This is a genomic window from Streptococcus infantis (assembly GCF_047465185.1).
Taxonomy (GTDB): domain Bacteria; phylum Bacillota; class Bacilli; order Lactobacillales; family Streptococcaceae; genus Streptococcus; species Streptococcus infantis_O.
On record NZ_JASHAJ010000001.1, the window covers coordinates 118714 to 137677 of the forward strand.

Here is an 18964-nt window from a genome sequence, read left to right on the forward strand (position 1 = left end):
TTTCTTAATCAAGTATAACTTGGAGTGAATGATTCATTTTTGAAGTTTATACATCTGAAAATGCAATGCTATCGAGGTTAATATGAAGAAATTTTTAATGATGCTTTCAGCTATTTTTTCGATTTCAGTTTTGGCATCTTGTGGTCTTAATAAGAATAATAGCAATACAGAACCTTCATCTCCACTATCATCTGTTTCCAAAGACGATAAGTCTAGTACATCAACAGAAGCAAAGACTGAAAATACAAGCGACTCGTCAACCAAAGTTTCACAATCAACTGCTGAAAATAAGAAGGAAACGGGACCAGATTTGTATAAAGAAGTGATTGAACGTTATAATCACTATACAGAGCTTTTAAAACAAGGTAATAGAGAAGATTTATACGAGGAAAATAAACAACACAAGATTGCTTCAGAAGAATATGGCATGATTTTCTCTCGTATGGATTATCAAAATGCACCAGACTTTAAATATGCCCTTCTTGATTTGAATAAAGATGGGCAAGATGAGTTGCTTATTGGGGATGAAAAATTCGTTTCAGCTATTTACTATTTGGAAAATCAAAAACCAAACTTACTTCACACAGCTTATGTAGCTTCTGCAGGTGGTTTTCGCTCAGGCTTTGTTATTTACGAAAATGGTCTAGTCTCTTATGCAGACTGGCAGTCAACTCGTCCAGAAATGAACCTGGCTCTATATTCGTTTGACAAAAATGGAGTGCAGAAGATTAAAGAAGCAACTATTCAAATCGGTGGTAATGAAAAAGCAGAGCAAGTTTTAGATATTTCTTCTGAAAAGCTTGATTTATCTAACATTGACTGGAAAGAATTGAATCCAACTAATTAGTTTTGAATTATTTTTCTAGTCAATGTTGATTCTACCGAGCAAGTAGTGATGTAGAAATTAAAGCTACACAAAAACCAAGGATGATTGTCCTTGGTTTTTATGTTTTAGAAAAATGGATTGAAGGTTTTTTCGTGCGCGATAGTCGTAGCCGGACCATGTCCTGGATAGACATCGTAGTTTGGAAGGGTGAAGAGCTGGGTTTGGACACTATGAAGGAGTTGTTCCATACTACCAGTTGGCAAATCTGTTCGACCAATGGTTTCTCGAAAAAGGGCATCTCCCGTTAAGACCAAGTGTCCATCTGGGAAAACCAATGAAACTCCACCGATAGAGTGGCCTGGCGTTGGTAAGACCGTGAAGCGGAATTCTTCAATCTGGTATTCTTCATGAAAGACATAAGTGTGTTCAGCTGGTTTGCAGATGACATCTGCCATATCGTCATGTCGAGGGAGACCTGAAAGGTTGTCAACAGGAGTATAGAGCCAAGAAGCTTCACTTTCTGCCACATAGACTGGAGGATTTCCATAAGTATCTCTGACCAAGTCAAGACTCATAATATGGTCGTAGTGAGTGTGGGTCAGAAGAATGGCACAGACCGGTTTGTTGATGGTTTCGATAGTCTTGCGAATGGCCTCCCAGTTGCTACCAGGATCGACTACAATCAGGTGTTGCTCCCCTTCAAGATAATAAGTATTTTCATAGGCAACAGGATTCACAGTTTTATGGATTTTCATAGGATTTCCTCTTTCATAGATTTACATTTTCTAGTATAACACAGAAGAATAAAATAAGGAATCAACAAGAAAGTCCCTCCATAAAGGAAGGGACTTTTAACTTTTTAAAAATGATTTTTCCAGGCTTGGAAGCGTGCATCCAGTAGGAGTTGTGTCAGGTTTTTTAAGATTTCGACTTGCTCGGGCTCCAGTGTCTGGGCTTGAGAAACAAGTTGTCGAACATGGTCAATAGCATTTTTAGAAGACAGTTCATTAATAGAGCTAATTCCAGACTCTAGGATGGTACCAAAGAAGAGATCGAAGTAGAGCTCCAATTCCTCATCGGGCACACTGTCCACCCATTCCTTAAGAGTGTCTTTGATTTGGAGACTTTCGCTACTGATGGACTCTAGTTGGACAAAGTGGTGTCCTTCAGTTTGCCAGCTGAAAGTATTGTGTTGGGCGATACCGCCTAGGGCTAGACTTCGCACGACAATAGGAGTATCAGGCACTTCAAGCATCATTCCAATAACAGACCCCTGGGGTACATAACGGTGAATTTTAGGGATAATGTCTTGGTAGCCAGTGGTTTCAGTCAGATGAGCCTGCAAACCAGGAGCATCATAGGTATAGATAGCCGAGATTTTTTCTTGCAACTCAGGCTGGATTTGACTTGCAGCATAGACGGCTAGATTACCACCTTTAGAATGCCCAGCTATAATCACTTTTTGTTTTGGATGTTGTTTAAAGAAATCTTCCAAGTATTCAAGAGCATGCTTTTGGGCAGGGATTTCCTTCATATAGGTCATATGGAAATCTTCCTTCCAGCCAATAATACTGTCGTCTGTGCCACGAAAGACAATCAGATAAGTATCTAGGTTCAGACGATAGGTCATAGCAGCGAACTGTTTCTGTTGCTCAGTGTCAATCTCGTTAATAAAGTTTGATAGCTTGCTATTTTTAAAACGCTTGTGTGTGGAGAGTTGATCTAAGAGTTGCAGACGTTCTTTATTGGTCAACATGGTGCTTTCTCGCGGAACACGTGTTGCGACATCGCTTAAACGATTGACAGGCTGGTCCAATAGGTTATCAAAAGGAAGATAAGTCAGCTCTGTTAAAGCAAGTACATCCAGTTCATTTAAGGGAAGATCATAAAAAGAATCGTATTGAACATCAGTTAGATAGTCAAAAATATTGGCCATGAGAATTCCTTTCTTAACTTTTATCATATCAGATTTGCATCAATTTCGCTAGTAGTCAGAAGAATTTTGCTATAATATAAAAAAAGGAGGAGCAGATGCATAAGATTTTACTAGTAGAAGATGATCCAGTAATCCGTCAGCAAGTTGGGAAAATGCTCTCTGAATGGGGTTTTGAAGTAGTCATGGTAGAAGACTTTATGGAAGTTCTGACGCTATTTGTTCAGTCTGAGCCTCATCTGGTCCTGATGGATATTGGATTGCCCCTCTTTAATGGTTATCATTGGTGTCAGGAAATTCGCAAGATTTCCAAAGTTCCTATTATGTTTCTGTCTTCAAGAGACCAGGCTATGGACATCGTGATGGCTATTAATATGGGAGCTGACGATTTTGTGACCAAGCCTTTTGACCAGCAGGTCCTTTTAGCTAAGGTACAAGGATTATTGCGCCGCTCTTATGAATTTGGAAGGGATGAGAGCCTCCTAGAGTATGCTGGAGTTATTCTCAATACCAAGTCTATGGATGTGCATGTCAATGGCAAAGCTATCAGCCTAACCAAGAATGAATTTCAGATTTTACGAGTTTTATTTGAGCATGCAGGAAATATCGTAGCGCGTGATGATTTGATGCGGGAACTCTGGAACAGTGACTTTTTTATCGACGACAATACATTGTCTGTTAATGTCGCTCGCTTGCGCAAGAAACTGGAGGAAGAAGGTTTGATTGGTTTTATCGAAACCAAGAAAGGGATAGGGTATGGATTGAAACATGCTTGATATTAAAAGTTTTTTTCTAGCTTATATCCGTTCGCGTAGCCGTTTTTTTGCTTTTATTCTATCGCTTACAGGTTTGCTTTTTCTCTTTGAAATCTTGTTTGATAAGCAAGTGCCCTACTTTAACTATTTCTTCTTTCTATCTACATTTTTGACATTTTTGTTTTTGGTATTTGATTTCTTGATAGAATTGCAACGTTATCGTAAGGAATTGCTCTATGGGGAAAGAAAAGCTAAGTCACCAATGGAAGTCCTTCTAACTGAAAAATTAGAGAAAAGCGAATCTGAACTCTATCAAAAGAAATCAGATGCTGAAAACCGCTATAATGATTTGGTGGATTACTATACACTCTGGGTTCATCAGATAAAAACACCAATTGCAGCCAGTAAACTCCTAGTGAGTGAGGTGGCAGATCGCCAACTGAAACAACAGTTGGAGCAGGAAATTTTTAAGATTGATTCCTATACCAACCTCGTTCTCCAATATCTACGCTTAGAAAGCTTCCATGATGATTTGGTGTTGAAGAAAGAAAATATAGAAGATCTGGTCAAGGAAGTCATTCGCAAATATGCCATTTTCTTTATCCAGAAAGGTCTTAGTATCAATCTGCATGACTTGGATAGAAGTATTGTGACGGATAAGAAATGGTTGTTGGTGGTCATTGAACAAATCCTTTCAAATAGCCTCAAGTATACTAATGAAGGTGGAATTGAAATCTATATGGACGGTCAGGACCTTTGTATCAAAGATACTGGGATTGGTATCAAAAACAGTGATCGGTTGCGAGTCTTTGAACGTGGATTTTCAGGATATAATGGTCGAATGACCCAGCAGTCATCTGGACTTGGGCTCTATCTAACCCAGAAAATCAGCCAAGAATTAGGACATCAGATTCAAATAGAATCCGAACTTGGGCAAGGAACAACTGTGAGGATTAAGTTCTCTGAAGTGAATTTACTGATTGAATGAAAAGAATTGTGAAGAGCTTGGAAGAAACCTTTCAAGCTCTTCTTTAGACCTTGATATGGTGAGAAAAAAGGCTCCAATCAGATAATACTCTTCGAAAATCAAATTCAAACCACGTCAGCTTCGCCTTGCCGTACTCAAGTACAGCCTGCGGCTAGCTTCCTAGTTTGCTCTTTGATTTTCATTGAGTATAAAATAGTTTAATCTTACAAAAATGTAAGATTAAAGGCCTCTTTTGTAAGGTTATGTTATGGCAAGCCACCTTTTTTTGGAGTAAACTTAGAGCATAAAGAAAAAGGAGAGGAACCATGAAAACAATTTTACAAAAGAAACAAACAAGTAAGCCGAGTCCAAAGGATATCGAGCGAGTTCAAATCGGCATCGAAATGATGCAAGCTCAGTTTCAATTAATGGGATATTAAAAAGGAGATTATCATGACACTATTAGATGTAAAACACGTTCAAAAGATTTATAAAACTCGCTTTCAAGGCAACCAAGTAGAAGCCCTGAAAGATATTCACTTTACCGTTGAAAAAGGCGACTACGTCGCTATCATGGGTGAGTCTGGGTCTGGTAAATCTACTCTACTGAATATTCTAGCTATGCTTGACAAGCCAACGCGTGGCCAGGTCTTCCTAAACGGAACTGACACAGCTACCATTAAAAATTCTGAAGCATCAAGCTTCCGTCGTGAAAAGTTAGGCTTTGTCTTCCAAGACTTCAATTTGTTAGATACGCTTTCTGTTAAGGACAATATCTTACTCCCTTTGGTATTGTCTAGAAAGCCTATTACAGAAATGATGAAAAAATTGGTCGTAACAGCTGAAAATCTTGGCATCAATCAATTGCAAGAGAAGTACCCTTATGAAATCTCTGGTGGGCAAAAACAAAGGGTAGCAGTTGCACGGGCTATCATCACAGAACCAGAAATTCTTCTTGCGGACGAGCCAACAGGTGCCCTAGACTCTAAATCTTCTGCAGCCCTCCTTGATATCTTTGATCAGATCAACGAGCAAGGGCAAACCATTCTCATGGTGACCCACTCAACAGCAGCTGCTAGCCGTGCAAAACGTGTTCTTTTCATCAAGGACGGTATTCTCTATAATCAAATCTACCGTGGTGAAAAGACGGATCGTCAGATGTTCCAAGAAATCTCTGACACCTTGACTGTTATGGCAAGTGAGGTGAACTAGTATGTTTCGATTAACCAATAAGTTGGCCATATCCAACTTAATTAAAAACCGCAAACTCTATTATCCGTTTGCTTTGTCTGTCATTTTGGCAGTCACTATCAGCTATCTCTTTTACTCTCTAGCCTTTAATCCTAAAATTGTGGATTTACGTGGTGCATCTGCTATTCAATTTACCCTACAACTAGGGCTTGTCGTTGTAACATTTGCATCTGCCATTATCGTTCTTTATGCCAATAGTTTTGTCATGAAAAATCGCTCAAAAGAACTGGGTGTATATGGCATGTTGGGCTTAGAAAAACGCCATTTGATTGGTATGACTTTTAAGGAACTCTTGATATTTGGGCTAGTAACAGTCACTGCCGGAATTGGAATTGGTGCCCTCTTTGATAATCTGATTTTCGCTTTACTACTAAAACTTGCAAAGATGAAGGTAGAGTTAGTCGCAACCTTCCAATGGTCCGTAGTGCTTTCAATCCTTCTAGTATTCGGTTTTATCTTTTTAGTCATCGTTTTCCTGAACGCTGTACGCATTATCCGTATGGATGCTCTACAGCTTTCTAGAGAAAAAGCAAAGGGTGAGAAGAAGGGGCGTTTCCTAGTTCTTCAGACACTTGTAGGACTAATTACTCTAGGTGGTGGCTACTACCTAGCACAAAGCGTAAAAGATCCAGTTTCAGCGGTCTTAACTTTCTTCATAGCCGTTATGTTGGTCATTTTTGCAACCTACCTCCTATTCAATGCAGGTATTACAGTTTTCTTGCAGTTGCTCAAGAAAAACAAGCGATATTACTACCAACCCAACAACCTCATCTCTGTTTCTAACCTCATCTTTCGTATGAAGAAAAATGCTGTCGGATTAGCAACCATTGCCATCCTTTCAACCATGGTTTTGGTTACTATGTCAGCAGCTACTAGTATCTACAACGGTTCTGAGAATATGAAAAAACTCATGTATCCTCATGATTTTGATGTTAAGGGACAACATGTAGAAGTTGAGGATTTAGACAAGCTTTTGACTCAATACGCTAGCGAAAAGAACCTAACGATCAGCAATAAGGACGTCCTCAATTATGCAAGTTTCGGTCTTTCGAGTCAAGAGGGGACCAAATTAACCACCTTTGAAAAAGGGCAAAACAATGTCATGCCTAAGACAGTCTTTCTGGTTTTTGATCAAAAAGATTATGAAAAAATGACTGGACAAAAGCTAAATCTTACTGGTAATGAAGTAGGACTTTGGGCTCGAAATGATCAACTTAAAGGTCAAAAAGCATTCAGTCTGAACAATCAGGACTATACGATCAAGGAAGCAATCCAGCAAGATTTTGTTATGAATCATGTTTCAAATCAATATGTTCTCTTGGTATCGGATTATAACTATCTAGTTGTACCAAATCTTCAAAACTTTTTGGAACAGTACCAAGATTCCGCTATCTACACTCAGTTCTACGGTGGTATGGATGTAACTGCTAGTCAAGAGGAACAGTTAAAGCTATCTGATGATTTTGATGCGTATGTGAACAATTTTAGTCATAATCTCAAGAGTGAAGATGCTATGGTTTATAATGGAACTACTAAAACTGATGCAATTGCTGAAATGAACGCTCTCTTTGGTGGAATTCTCTTTATCGGTATTTTCCTCTCTATCATCTTTATGGTAGGTACTGTACTGGTCATTTACTATAAACAAATCTCAGAAGGTTATGAGGATCGTGAACGCTTTGTCATCCTGCAAAAAGTGGGCTTGGATCAAAAACAAATCAAACAAACCATTAACAAGCAAGTCTTGACTGTTTTCTTCCTCCCTGTAATCTTTGCTTTCCTACACTTGGCTTTTGCCTATCATATGTTAAGTTTGATTCTTAAGGTCATTGGGGTAGTAGATACAGCTATGATGTTAAGTGTAACACTTTCTATTTGTGGTATCTTTGCCCTCATCTACGTACTTATCTTTATGATTACTTCAAGAAGTTATCGTAGAATTGTTCAAATGTAAAAACAGAAACATCAAAAAAGAGAGTGGGACAGAAATCGTTAATTCGTTAGAATTCGATTTCGTTGTCCCGCCTCTGCACAGTTGAGTAGGGTTATAAAAGCCGATGAAATCAGCGTAGGAGAGCCCACTCAACCACTGCGTCTTGCTCGACAATCAAAAGACAATTGAGAGGCTAGGACTTTTGTCCCAGCCTCTTTTTTAGTAGCTGGGATTTTGTATCAGATTTTATCTCTTATTTCTCAACACGTGATTTGTTGGCGAGATCAGCTAGGATTGCTGCTACAAACTCATCATCTTTAAACATTAAAACGGTATCTACTTTCAGAGGAGATATCGTTTTTCTTCTTCGAATAAGGATACAAAAATTTCTTCCTTTCTCTATCTTTTAAATGAATTGATTTCTTCAGAGAAAGACTGTAAAATTTTTGATATAATATGTAGGATGGACTGATGGATATTTAAAAGATAATGTTCAAAAGAATCACAGCTAAGAATTAAAAACATGTCAGTTTGGACAGAAGTCTCTCTACCATCATCCATGCAGAAACAAGATTATATGAAATAAAAGGAGTAACCAATGTCCGGAAACTATTCAACACGTGAATTCCGCGAGAAACTATATGATGACCTTCATGTTCGATTAAGAGATACACTGATTTTGATGTGTTCGATTTTTATTGCCTCTATAGGTCTAAATATGAATTCAACAGCTGTCGTTATTGGAGCCATGCTGATTTCCCCTCTTATGACACCGATTGTTGGACTGGGGTTTGGTTTAGCTATTTTTGATACGCGTTTAATCAAGCAATCTCTACAGGTTTTACTTACTCAAGTATTGGTCAGTTTGCTTGTATCGACTCTGTATTTCTGGATTTCTCCCTTATCTTATGCAAGTAGCGAGTTGATTGCACGAACCTCTCCAACCATTTGGGATGTTCTCATTGCTATTGCTGGTGGGATAGCAGGTTTCATTGGTTCAAGGAAAAAAGAAGCAAACAATATCGTACCAGGAGTAGCCATCGCAACAGCTCTTATGCCACCTATCTGCACTGCAGGATATGGTTTAGCTAATGGAAATGTACGATTTTTATTTGGGGCTCTTTATCTTTTCTTGATCAACTGTGTCTTTATCATGCTAATCAACATTGTTGGAACAAGAATGTTGATGAGAAAATCTCCCTTAAGTTCATTTAATGAGCTAAACATTAAAATGAAAATTGGATTGATCTCCTTGATTGTATTATTGGTCCTTCCAGCCAGCTATTCAGCAGTCACTCTGACGATGGATCAAGCTCGAAAAGAAGGGATCAAACAGTTTGTAGAAAATGAGTTCGCCAATCATACGATCATTAATCAAGTCTACAAGTCAAGTAATAATGAATTGGTCTTGACAGTTGTTGGAGATCCGATTTCAGAAGAAGAATTAGAAACTATTCGCCAAAAGCAGGCCTCTTACGGTATTCAATCTGTTCAATTGAAAGTCAAGCAATTCCATAATTCGGCAAAATTAGATAGTGAGACGATTAAGGAATTTTACGAAAACATTGACAAGTATATCGAACAAAAACTCTCTGAAAAAGATTTACAAAACGATCGCGCAAAAGAAAATGAAGCAGACAAGGACTGAGGATAGTCAACTTATCTAACTCATGGAAGCAAATCTTGGGAGGATATTCTATATCCAAAAGTTAATGGATAAAAGAATTGTTGATGAAGATTCCATTTGTGGTGGTTTGACCAATTACGATAGCATGTTGAAATATCAAAAAATTGGTGAAATGGATAGCAAATATCCTTTTTTATCTTGTTCTAAATCCGATTTTTGGATGGAATAACAGATGATAAAGCAAATCATTTCGAAAATACAACAAAAAGACAAACGCCAAAAATGACGTTTGTCTACGTTCTGACCACTCTATTCAGAGTGATTTTTGTATTTTAATTTTCTAAAAATAACTATCAAGATAGCTGAAGCCACAGCTACAAAAAAGAATACCGACAGTACATTCGGATAAACCGGATATAAATCAGGTGCAAAGAAATAAACAACAATTGACAAAAATAAACCTAAAATTGAACCTAAGAAAATCCCATAAGTTAATTTTGACATATCCTATTCCACCCCTTAAACAACGCTACAAAACCTACACTACTTACGACGTAATTGCTTCATCAACTTGCTAACGTGGTAAAATCTCATCATTTATTATTTATCTATACACCAATTATACTCCTAGAAATCATCTGTGAATAGTCCTTCTTAGCAATTTACCGGTTGTCCGATTCTTTATTTTTCTTAGCATCCTCTACTAGGTACATGATCGGGAGAAGGATAAAGATAAATTGGCTTGTGAGTACAGGGATTAATGCTTGGCCTGTAAAAACGTTTAAAACCAGGTGCATGACAAGGGCTAATGCATTGACGACGAGCGCTACAATCATTAGGTCTTTTGTAAGTTGGTTTGTGTCTTGTTTTTTGATGTTGATTTTCATGTGAATCGCTCCTTAACTGTATTCCTTGTCTTTATTAAACCACTTTAAGGAGTCGTGCAATAGGCACTTTGGTCATTGATTTGGATTACTAAAGTCATGGCTTGGTTGATTTCGAAGGAACTGCGGATTCTATAATAGCAGTAACGCGTTACGCATTAAATGTGAATTAGTAGGAGTAACCCGCTTTCGGGTGTACTCCTACTTTGAAGCTTTAAAGGTGCAAGACGAAGGCTTGCACCGGTGCAACGTTACAGCTATTATGTAGAAATCCGCAAAGTTCCGTAGAAATCAACCTTATCAAAAAAACAGCAAACCAAATTGATTTGCTGTTTGTAAATGGCAATGAATTTATGCTTTGGATGGTTTAGATAAGAAGAATAAGTAAACTCCAAAGGCTAATTTAATAAAGGCATCAATATAAGCGATGGTCACGAGGGATGTTTGCGGAGAAAGGTATCCGAATGCTGCGTTAATCACACATGCCAACCCTAGGAAGATCATTGATTTCCCATGAACGAAGTAGTACGGTAAGAAATGAATTCCTGTCGCAAGGAGTGCGCCTAGCCAGATAAGTCTCCAGTTCTCTGATTCAAAAAACGGACCTCCTAAAAGTACTAGCAAAATAAATAAGAGAATCACCGAGTATAACGACACTTTTCGTTGGAAAGGCGTTGAAGGGCCTTCTGAAAACTTATGAAGGACTTTTTTATTCAGATTAATGGAAAAGAAGCTCACCATATACCCGATACTGAAAACCTGCATATTAATGATTTGTTCGCCACCTACAACTGTCGCAAGTGCAATTACGAATGCGACTGCGATGAGCCATAAGCCACACGCCTTTTTGTAGTTAAATTCTAATGTTTCTCCTTTGTTATAACCTAAAAATGACATACGTATTCCTCCAGTTAACTTTGAAACTTTTAACGACATCCTCTATTTTACTCCTGTAAAAAACGGATGTCAATCCGTCGCACTTTTGTCATGGATTGCCATTACTAAAGTCATGCTCTTTTGATAAAAACTTGCTCGCCAATTGATACACTTGCTGAATTGCTTTAGAATCGAGAGTCCATGTTTCTAATTCAGCCTTTATGAACGCAGGGTACTTCTTGCTAATATCTCGAAGGGCATTGCCAACAGATTTTCGGACATACTCGCTTTCGTCTTCTTTGAGGGCGGCAATTCTTCGGATGGCTTCATGGGGATGTTCTTTAAAATACGGCCGGCTCGTCCAGATTCGTAAGCCTTCTGTGACCGCTCGTCTTGTATTGGAACGCGGATGGGTTAGCCACTCGTCGATGACGGGAAGTGCTTTTTCATAGCTGACTTTTTTACAGTACTCGTCGAACGCCTTCGCTAACACTTCTTGCACTCTCCAGTTATCGTCCTTGGAAACCTCTTCTCTCAAAAAGGTGAGAACTTCCTCTTTCTGTGATAAATAGCCAAAAAGGAAGACTCCGTACATTCGAACCTGATACACCCCAGACTGTAATCGTTTTATTTCTCAACACGAGATTTGTTAGCGATATCAGCTAGGATAGTTGCTACAAATTCATCTACTGATACAGTGTTCGTTTCTTTTTGTCCATAGCGACGAACGTTGACAGTTCCATCTTCCATTTCCTTGTCACCAACGATCAATTGGTAAGGAATCTTGCTAGTTTGTGAAGCACGGATCTTGAACTGCATTTTCTCATTACGTTCATCCACATCAGCACGGATACCACGGTCACGGAGTTTCTTCGCTACTTCCCAAGCGTAGTCAACGTGTTTTTCGTTAGAAACTGGGATAAGGGTTACTTGATGTGGTGCCAGCCATGTTGGGAAGGCACCCTTGTAGTTTTCAATCAAGATAGCTGTAAAGCGTTCCATCGTTGAGATAACACCACGGTGAATCATAACTGGACGGTGTTCTTCCCCGTCTGCTCCAATGTAATGAAGATCAAAGCGTTCTGGAAGCAAGAAGTCCAATTGGATAGTTGAAAGAGTTTCTTCTTTACCAAGAGCTGTTTTCACTTGGATATCCAATTTTGGTCCGTAGAAGGCTGCTTCCCCTTCAGCTTCATAGTACTCAACACCCATATCATCAACGGCTGCTTTCAACATGCGTTGAGCATTTTCCCACATTTCATCGTTGTCAAAGTATTTGTGTTTGTCTTCAGGATCACGGTAAGACAAGCGGAAACGATAATCTGTCAAGTTAAAGTCTTCATACACATCGATGATCAATTGAAGGATCTTCTTGAATTCTTCCTCGATTTGTTCTGGAGCCACAAAGGTATGGCCATCATTCAGAGACATTTCACGCACACGTTGAAGTCCTGTAAGGGCACCAGATTTTTCATAACGGTGCATCATACCGATTTCAGCGATACGGATTGGCAATTCGCGGTAAGAGTGCACATGGTGTTTGTAAACTTCGATGTGGTGAGGACAGTTCATTGGACGAAGAACAAACTCTTCTCCATCCCCCATATCCATTGGTGGAAACATGTCTTCACGGTAGTGATCCCAGTGACCTGAAGTCTTATAAAGTTCTACAGAAGCAATTGGTGGAGTGTAGACGTGTTGGTAGCCTGCTGCGACTTCTTTATCAACGATATAGCGTTCCAACTCACGACGGATCGTCGCACCATTTGGCAACCAGAATGGAAGACCTTGACCAACTTCTTGAGAAATCATGAACAAATCAAGCTCTTTCCCAAGTTTACGGTGGTCACGCTCTTTAGCTTCTTCACGCATTTGAAGGTAGTTCTTCAAGTCTTTCTTGTCAAACCAGGCAGTACCGTAGATCCGTTGCATCATCGCATTGTCGCTATTTCCACGCCAGTAAGCACCTGCTACATTGAGAAGGTGGAAGATTTGGATACGACCAGTTGATGGAACGTGTGGGCCACGGCAAAGGTCTACATATTCACCTTGACGGTAGATGGTCAAGCCACCTTCGTCTTCTGAGTGTTCTTCAATCAATTCTAACTTGTATGGATCGTTTTTGAAAATTTCACGCGCCTCATCTTTGGTCACTTCCTCGCGAATAGATGGGAAGTTTTCTTTCACAATTTTCTTCATTTCTTCTTCGATACGAGGAAGATCTTCGTTAGAGATTTGGCCAGCTTGGTTATCAGTATCGTAGTAGAAACCATCTTCGATAGCTGGGCCAACACCCAAGTGAATGTCTGGGAAAAGGCGACGAGCTGCTTGTGCAAACAAGTGTGCAGCTGAGTGACGCAAGATTGGAAGAGCATCTTCGTGATCAGGTGTCACGATTTCGATGCTTCCATCTTCAGTGATAGCACGAGTAGTGTCAATGAGTTTGCCGTTTAATTTACCAGCAAGAGCTTTTTTAGCTAGGGAATTACTGATAGATTGGGCAATTTCAAAAGTAGTAACGCCTGATTCGAATTCACGAACAGCGCCATCTGGGAAAGTAATCTTAATCATGATGTTCTCCTTAATATTAGTTATCAATTATTTTTATAGCAGAAGTGTTTCCCTATTTTGCATTCTTAAATCAAGAAAAACAAAAAGCGACCTCCTCGAAAGGACGTCGCAACGTGGTTCCACCTTCATTTATGTTCCTCAAAAAAGAGGGACACCTCTGATTGGCTCTAACGTGGCCACCGTTTTATGTTTGCATAAAAGTTAGTAGAGTAGTATCAGTTTAGACTTCCTATGCGTTCTCAGCAACCACGCACTCTCTAAAAGAAAGATTCTAAGTGACTTGTCTCTATGCATTATTATAGCATGATTGCGAGATTTTTCAAGGATTTTGTGAAAGTTTTTTGTTTTTCAGTTTTTGAACCAGATACTTGATAGTGGCACCAATAACTGTACCTAGTAGAATAAGAATTTCATAGGCTAGAAAATAAACAAAAATAAATTCTTTGAAAGGAATAATAGTAAAGCCATAGAGCAAGCAACTACCTAGAAGCCAATAGAGTGAAAAACCAAAACGGTAGCTATAAAGAAGTGAAACTATAAAAATTACAACAGGCGAAATGATGAATATATTTAAAAGATAGAGCTCCGTTAGTTTTGGATTCTGTAATAGTAGTATAAATAATCCATAAAGTGGCCAATAAAAGAAAAATATGACCAGATAGTAGGGGAGATATTGCGAGAATTTACGCATGGTAATCACCTCACTTTTCAAGCTGTCACCTTAGATATCCTTCCTATAACTATTATAGCACATTTGCGGTATTGATAGTAAATTAGTTGACAAAGAAGTTAGTTATTGGTAGAATAAGAACTGTCGTAAAGACAAATAACTTCTTCTTGGTTACAGGCATGCCAACCTGTCACTCGGATGAAGCCAAATAAAAAGGAGAAACATCATGGCAATCTCAAAAGAGAAAAAAAATGAAATCATCGCACAATATGCCCGTCACGAAGGTGATACAGGTTCAGTAGAGGTTCAAGTTGCTGTCCTTACTTGGGAAATCAACCACCTTAACGAACACATCAAACAACACAAAAAAGACCACGCTACTTACCGTGGATTGATGAAGAAAATCGGTCGCCGTCGTAATTTGCTTGCATACTTGCGTAAAAACGACGTTAACCGTTACCGTGAGTTAATCAACTCTCTTGGACTTCGTCGCTAATTCAAGATACAAAGGCCGTCAAAAGCACAAAGCAAAAATAGGAAAATTGACGAAGAAACTTCAGTTTCTAGGAGATTTTATCTTTTTTGCCAAGTGCTTAGGCCGTGTTCAATTGAGCATATCTTGAAAGTAAGGCTACTCTAGTTGAGTAGTTTTTTTATTTTGTCACCTCACCTCGATATACTTAAGTATTATCTTCGGTTACGGTTCCTAGCACTGTAAGGTAAAATAAACCAGATCATCTCCCTTTGGGGAGATTTTTTGTTTCACTAAAATTTTTGTTCAATCTTTGGCTTGCCGCCTAGTCTATAAACGTTTTATCCAGCAAGAATTATGATGCTAAGGGCGTTAAAAATCCGTATGAAAATAGGGAAAGGACGCAGTGTTCGATGAACACAAGGAGTTTCATCTTTTTCACTAGGATTTTAGCCCAAGTTCAAATTAGCTCTCTGACTTCAGAGGGCTTTTTTCTATATTTTTCTAGTCTTGTTCCTGATTTGGAAATGTGGTATACTAATTATGAAAATTGTCTAAATTTTTAATCTTTGATAAAGGGAGGGTTTCATGCTTTCCAAATTTTCTGGAAGCCATCAAAACCTGCGATATTTTTTTCTGCTAGCTTTTTTGCTTGTAGCATTGGGAATCTCTCTATTTTTTGCTGTTTCTATGGGTTCTGTTCAAATTAGTTTGAGTGATACCTATCGGATTATATTAAGTAAGATGGGAGCTCCGTTGGATATAGGAGACATTTCGAAGTCGACACTTGCTATTGTTTGGAATATGAGATTGCCACGGGTCTTTCTAGGTTTGATAGTTGGTGCGGGTCTTTCTATGTGTGGTAGTGTCATGCAGTCAACAGTCAATAACCCCATTGCTGAACCTTATGTGTTAGGGATTTCAGCTGGGGCAACCTTTGGAGCAACGCTGAGCATTATTCTCGGTTTTAAGGTCATGATTGGTGTTGGTTCTTTCCTTGGAGCGCTTTTGGCAACAGTTGCAGTCTTAGTCATTGCTTCCATGCAAGGCAGGATGACAACTTCAAGCCTCATTTTATCAGGGACGGTGGTCAATGCACTCTTTTTGGCTTTTTCAAACTTTATTATCTCAGTTGGCGCTAATGCTGACAGTGTCATGACGATCAAGTTTTGGACCATGGGTTCTCTAGCAGGGATCTCCTGGGCTCACTTAACCCTGCCAGCAGTAGTCGTGGGAATATCCTTTTTGTTTTTCTCTACCCAATACCGTGTTTTTAATGCCATGATGATGGGTGATGAGGCAGCCTTGACCTTGGGGATTCCTCTACGTTTTTACTGGTATCTCTATGTGGCTATTGTGGCTGTGCTGACAGCTATCTTGGTATCGACCTGTGGGATTATTGGTTTTGTTGGCCTGATTACACCTCATTTGGCAAGAAGCTTGGTTGGTACAAACTACAGAAGACTTTTTCCGATTGCTACTTTACTTGGCGCTCTCTTTGTTGTCTGGGCAGATGTCCTTGCTCGTGTTTTGATACAAAATGCTGAGCTTCCGATTGGAATCTTCACAGCCTTAGTAGGTGCACCTTTCTTTATCTACATGGTTGCTAGTAGACGAAGGGAGGTGAAGGTCTGATATGGACTTAATGTGTCAGGATATTCACTTTGGAATCGGAGAAAAAAAGATTCTCAAAGGAGTCTCGCTTAAACTGGAGGGCAACCAATTTCATACGATTTTAGGCCCCAATGGGAGTGGGAAAACTAGCCTACTGAAACTCCTCTATCGTCAGGAAAAGCCTGATCAGGGCCTGATTTCCCTTGATGGGAAACCGATAGAACAAATGAGAGTTAAGGAAACGGCAAAACAGATGGCCGTCATCACCCAGTTCAATCAACTCCAATTTGATTGTACGGTTGAAGAAATCGTTATGCTGGGCAGAACACCCCATCTCTCTTTCTTACAAAAGGAAAAAGAAAAAGACTTTGCCTTGGTTGAGGATGCTCTAGCCAAGGTAGATATGCTCGAAAAGAGAAATCGCCTTTACTCTTCTCTATCAGGAGGAGAGAGACAGCGAGTTTTGTTAGCACGCGCCTTAGCTCAAGAACCTTCACTCTTGCTCTTAGACGAGCCGACCAATCACTTGGATATCAAGTATCAGCTGGACTTGTTAACCATTGTCAAAAATCTCCAGATCAATGTGTTAGCCGTCTTGCATGATATTCAGCTGGCTTGTCGCTATTCAGACTATCTCTATCTGATGAAAGAGGGAGAGATAGTTTACCAAGGTACTCCAAAAGAAACCATCACTCCTGAATCTTTGCAGGTTGTCTATGGTGTCCAAAGTAAGGTTACTTGGATGGAAGACCAGCAAGCCATGATTCACTATTTATAAGATTTAAAGGAAATTGACATGAAAAAATCACTCAGTATTTTGCTCGTAACAGTAGCTACCTTAACTTTGGCGGCTTGTAGCAACACATCTAAAGAAACAGCAACTGCACCAGCTACAACAGAAGCTAGTCAAAAAGCTACTACAGAAACAAGCTATCCTGTAACCATCAAAACATACGATGCCAAAGGAAACGAAGTCGAGCAAGTCTTTGAAAAGGCTCCTGAAAAGGTCATCACCAACAACCTTTCAACAACTGAAATTCTACTTGAACTTGGTTTGAAAGATAAAATTGCCGGCATGCTCAATCCTGATAATGCCGTAACTGGTAAATACAAGGATGCCATTGAAGCTATCCCTCATATTGGGGATAAGAAATCAGTCTCACAAGAAACGGTTCTTTCTTATGAACCTGATGCCTTGATGGGGCGCAACATGATGTTCTCTGAAAAGTCAATGGGAACGATTAGCGCTTGGAATGAAAACAAAATTCCTGTTTATACGCAAAAAGCTTCACTTTCAAATGTTCAACAAGATTTGGGAAATATCGTAGAAGATGTGAAGAATCTAGGAACAATTTTTAATGTCCAAGACAAGGCCAACCAATACGCAGAACAATTGCAAGCTAAAATCGATGCGGTTAAAAAAGCCAACCCAGAAACACAGGGTGAAAAGAAAAAAGCTTTAATTATGGTTGCCTACAATGACGAAACCTTTGGTGCCTACAAGTCAGCCCTTCAAGAAAGCTTGCTTAACCAACTTGGTTATACCAATGTTGCAACAGGAACATCTGGTTTGACCCTGGAAAATCTAGTATCAATGGATCCAGAGTTGATTATCTATGTAACTAGCGATCGTAATCAAAAGTTGGATGAAAAAGCAGTGGATTTGATGAAGGCAAACACTGTTTTGGAAAATGTACCAGCAATCAAGAATCAAAAAATCATGACCATCTCTTATGATGAATTGATGGACTACGGTCCTGCAGTGATTGATTCACTTGAAAAAATCAATGACTTTATCAAGAAATAAGGAGTTTAACTGGGAAGGAATTCAGGTTAGGGTCAGCCTTCCTTCAAACTATGACTCTAAACAAGCCTACCCAATTGTACTTCTAAACGATGGGGAACTGGACTATTTGTCAGACCTATCTCAATCTGTGATTTTGGTGGGTTTGATTCCAGAAAGCCGTCTGAATGACTTTACACCTTGGAAAGTTAGTGCTTTAAAAGAAGGGGCTCCGGATTTTGGTGGGAAGGTAGAAGCCTATCATGAGAAGCTCTTTCAAGGAATTCTAACAACTCTAAAAAAAGACTACTTGATTGATGAAAATAGGATTGCATATGGTGGTTATTCACTTGGTGGTCTTGCTGCTATCTATAGTCTTTACAGTAATCATCTCCCCTTGGCCTGTATCTTCTCTATCTGTGGTTCCTTCTGGTATCCAGACTTTACAGACTTTTGTAGGGAACATGAGCTGATACAGAGTCAAAGTCTGATTTATCTGCAAAATGGTCAGATAGAAGGTGCCAATCATTCTAATCGTCTGTCTAAGGCTCCGATGTTTGCAAGGGAACTACATAACCTGATTTCAGAAGCAGTTCCCTCAACATATTCTACATTTGATGCTTATGGGCATCATGAAGCTCTTAACGAACGCTATCATCAGTTTTGTGATTGGCTAAGAGAGCAGTGGGAACTCAAGTAATCTAATAGCACTCCTTGTTCATCGCAACTAGGAGTGTTTCTCATGTATGCTTTTCCTTAGAATTTTCAAGCGATTACCCTTGACGGAAATCCCTCCCTGTAA

Annotated in this window: 19 protein-coding genes and 2 pseudogenes; 12 read left to right on the top strand and 9 right to left on the bottom strand. The window is 39.3% G+C overall.

The features are described from left to right. Window positions 1-82: 82 nt before the first annotated feature. Window positions 83-847, top strand: a complete 765-nt coding sequence (locus tag QM382_RS00580; RefSeq protein ID WP_414272102.1) for a hypothetical protein — start codon at window positions 83-85, stop codon at window positions 845-847. 104 nt (window positions 848-951) lie between these two features. Here the strand turns inward: QM382_RS00580 and QM382_RS00585 are convergent, their stop codons facing one another. Together QM382_RS00585 and QM382_RS00590 are read right to left on the bottom strand one after the other, a co-directional pair. Continuing rightward, entirely contained in the window at window positions 952-1581 is a 630-nt protein-coding gene (locus tag QM382_RS00585) for an MBL fold metallo-hydrolase (protein ID WP_070677615.1), read from the bottom strand. Window positions 1582-1685: 104 nt separating this feature from the next. Next, entirely contained in the window at window positions 1686-2762 is a 1077-nt protein-coding gene (locus QM382_RS00590; RefSeq protein ID WP_414272452.1) for a DUF2974 domain-containing protein, read from the bottom strand. 95 nt (window positions 2763-2857) lie between these two features. On the opposite strand from QM382_RS00590, the gene QM382_RS00595 reads away from it, so the two are divergent. The 6 genes from QM382_RS00595 to QM382_RS00620 all read left to right on the top strand — a co-directional run bounded on the left by QM382_RS00595 (window position 2858) and on the right by QM382_RS00620 (window position 9521). Continuing rightward, window positions 2858-3535, top strand: a complete 678-nt coding sequence (locus tag QM382_RS00595; protein WP_000548968.1) for a response regulator transcription factor — start codon at window positions 2858-2860, stop codon at window positions 3533-3535. After that, complete coding sequence (locus QM382_RS00600) at window positions 3528-4502, top strand: sensor histidine kinase (protein WP_414272103.1); 975 nt, start codon at window positions 3528-3530, stop codon at window positions 4500-4502. The genes QM382_RS00595 and QM382_RS00600 overlap by 8 nt, the downstream gene beginning before the upstream one ends. A 432-nt stretch (window positions 4503-4934) precedes the next feature. Beyond that, window positions 4935-5693, top strand: coding sequence for an ABC transporter ATP-binding protein (locus QM382_RS00605; RefSeq protein WP_006152604.1), 759 nt, complete (start codon window positions 4935-4937; stop codon window positions 5691-5693). Between the two features lies 1 nt (window position 5694). Continuing rightward, on the top strand, window positions 5695-7686 hold the full coding sequence (locus tag QM382_RS00610; RefSeq protein WP_414272104.1) for an ABC transporter permease: 1992 nt from the start codon (window positions 5695-5697) through the stop codon (window positions 7684-7686). Window positions 7687-8263: 577 nt separating this feature from the next. Continuing rightward, window positions 8264-9313 carry a DUF389 domain-containing protein gene (locus tag QM382_RS00615; protein ID WP_414272105.1) on the top strand — a complete coding sequence of 350 codons (1050 nt, stop codon included), beginning with the start codon at window positions 8264-8266 and terminating at the stop codon, window positions 9311-9313. Between the two features lie 64 nt (window positions 9314-9377). Then, window positions 9378-9521: a hypothetical protein gene (locus QM382_RS00620; RefSeq protein WP_414272106.1), complete on the top strand. Its 144-nt coding sequence runs from the start codon at window positions 9378-9380 to the stop codon at window positions 9519-9521. 80 nt (window positions 9522-9601) lie between these two features. Here QM382_RS00620 and QM382_RS00625 read toward each other — a convergent pair whose 3' ends face one another. From QM382_RS00625 to QM382_RS00655, 7 genes and pseudogenes are all read right to left on the bottom strand, one after another. After that, window positions 9602-9796 carry a hypothetical protein gene (locus QM382_RS00625; protein ID WP_303407027.1) on the bottom strand — a complete coding sequence of 65 codons (195 nt, stop codon included), beginning with the start codon at window positions 9794-9796 and terminating at the stop codon, window positions 9602-9604. A 158-nt stretch (window positions 9797-9954) separates the two neighbouring features. Then, window positions 9955-10128, bottom strand: a complete 174-nt coding sequence (locus QM382_RS00630; RefSeq protein WP_414280773.1) for a hypothetical protein — start codon at window positions 10126-10128, stop codon at window positions 9955-9957. A 399-nt stretch (window positions 10129-10527) separates the two neighbouring features. After that, window positions 10528-11073, bottom strand: coding sequence for a DUF6609 family protein (locus tag QM382_RS00635; RefSeq protein ID WP_414272107.1), 546 nt, complete (start codon window positions 11071-11073; stop codon window positions 10528-10530). An 88-nt stretch (window positions 11074-11161) separates the two neighbouring features. Next, window positions 11162-11671 (bottom strand): annotated as a pseudogene (locus QM382_RS00640) (DNA alkylation repair protein); the annotation flags it as partial. A gap of 8 nt (window positions 11672-11679) precedes the next feature. Then, on the bottom strand, window positions 11680-13623 hold the full coding sequence (gene thrS / locus QM382_RS00645; RefSeq protein WP_414272108.1) for a threonine--tRNA ligase: 1944 nt from the start codon (window positions 13621-13623) through the stop codon (window positions 11680-11682). 70 nt (window positions 13624-13693) lie between these two features. Next, window positions 13694-13821 (bottom strand): annotated as a pseudogene (locus QM382_RS00650) (AAA family ATPase); the annotation flags it as partial. A gap of 121 nt (window positions 13822-13942) precedes the next feature. Continuing rightward, on the bottom strand, window positions 13943-14314 hold the full coding sequence (locus QM382_RS00655; protein WP_414272109.1) for a hypothetical protein: 372 nt from the start codon (window positions 14312-14314) through the stop codon (window positions 13943-13945). A gap of 205 nt (window positions 14315-14519) precedes the next feature. On the opposite strand from QM382_RS00655, the gene rpsO reads away from it, so the two are divergent. From rpsO to QM382_RS00680, 5 genes are all read left to right on the top strand, one after another. Then, window positions 14520-14789: a 30S ribosomal protein S15 gene (rpsO, locus tag QM382_RS00660; RefSeq protein WP_001018251.1), complete on the top strand. Its 270-nt coding sequence runs from the start codon at window positions 14520-14522 to the stop codon at window positions 14787-14789. 564 nt (window positions 14790-15353) lie between these two features. After that, on the top strand, window positions 15354-16400 hold the full coding sequence (locus QM382_RS00665) for a FecCD family ABC transporter permease (protein WP_414258836.1): 1047 nt from the start codon (window positions 15354-15356) through the stop codon (window positions 16398-16400). 1 nt (window position 16401) lies between these two features. Further along, window positions 16402-17157 carry an ABC transporter ATP-binding protein gene (locus tag QM382_RS00670; RefSeq protein ID WP_414258838.1) on the top strand — a complete coding sequence of 252 codons (756 nt, stop codon included), beginning with the start codon at window positions 16402-16404 and terminating at the stop codon, window positions 17155-17157. 18 nt (window positions 17158-17175) lie between these two features. Beyond that, a complete protein-coding gene (locus QM382_RS00675; protein WP_414258839.1) occupies window positions 17176-18186 on the top strand; it encodes an ABC transporter substrate-binding protein in 1011 nt (336 codons plus the stop codon). Beyond that, on the top strand, window positions 18167-18862 hold the full coding sequence (locus tag QM382_RS00680; protein ID WP_414272110.1) for an alpha/beta hydrolase-fold protein: 696 nt from the start codon (window positions 18167-18169) through the stop codon (window positions 18860-18862). Before QM382_RS00675 ends, QM382_RS00680 begins: the two co-directional genes overlap by 20 nt. The last annotated feature ends 102 nt before the right edge of the window (window positions 18863-18964 follow it).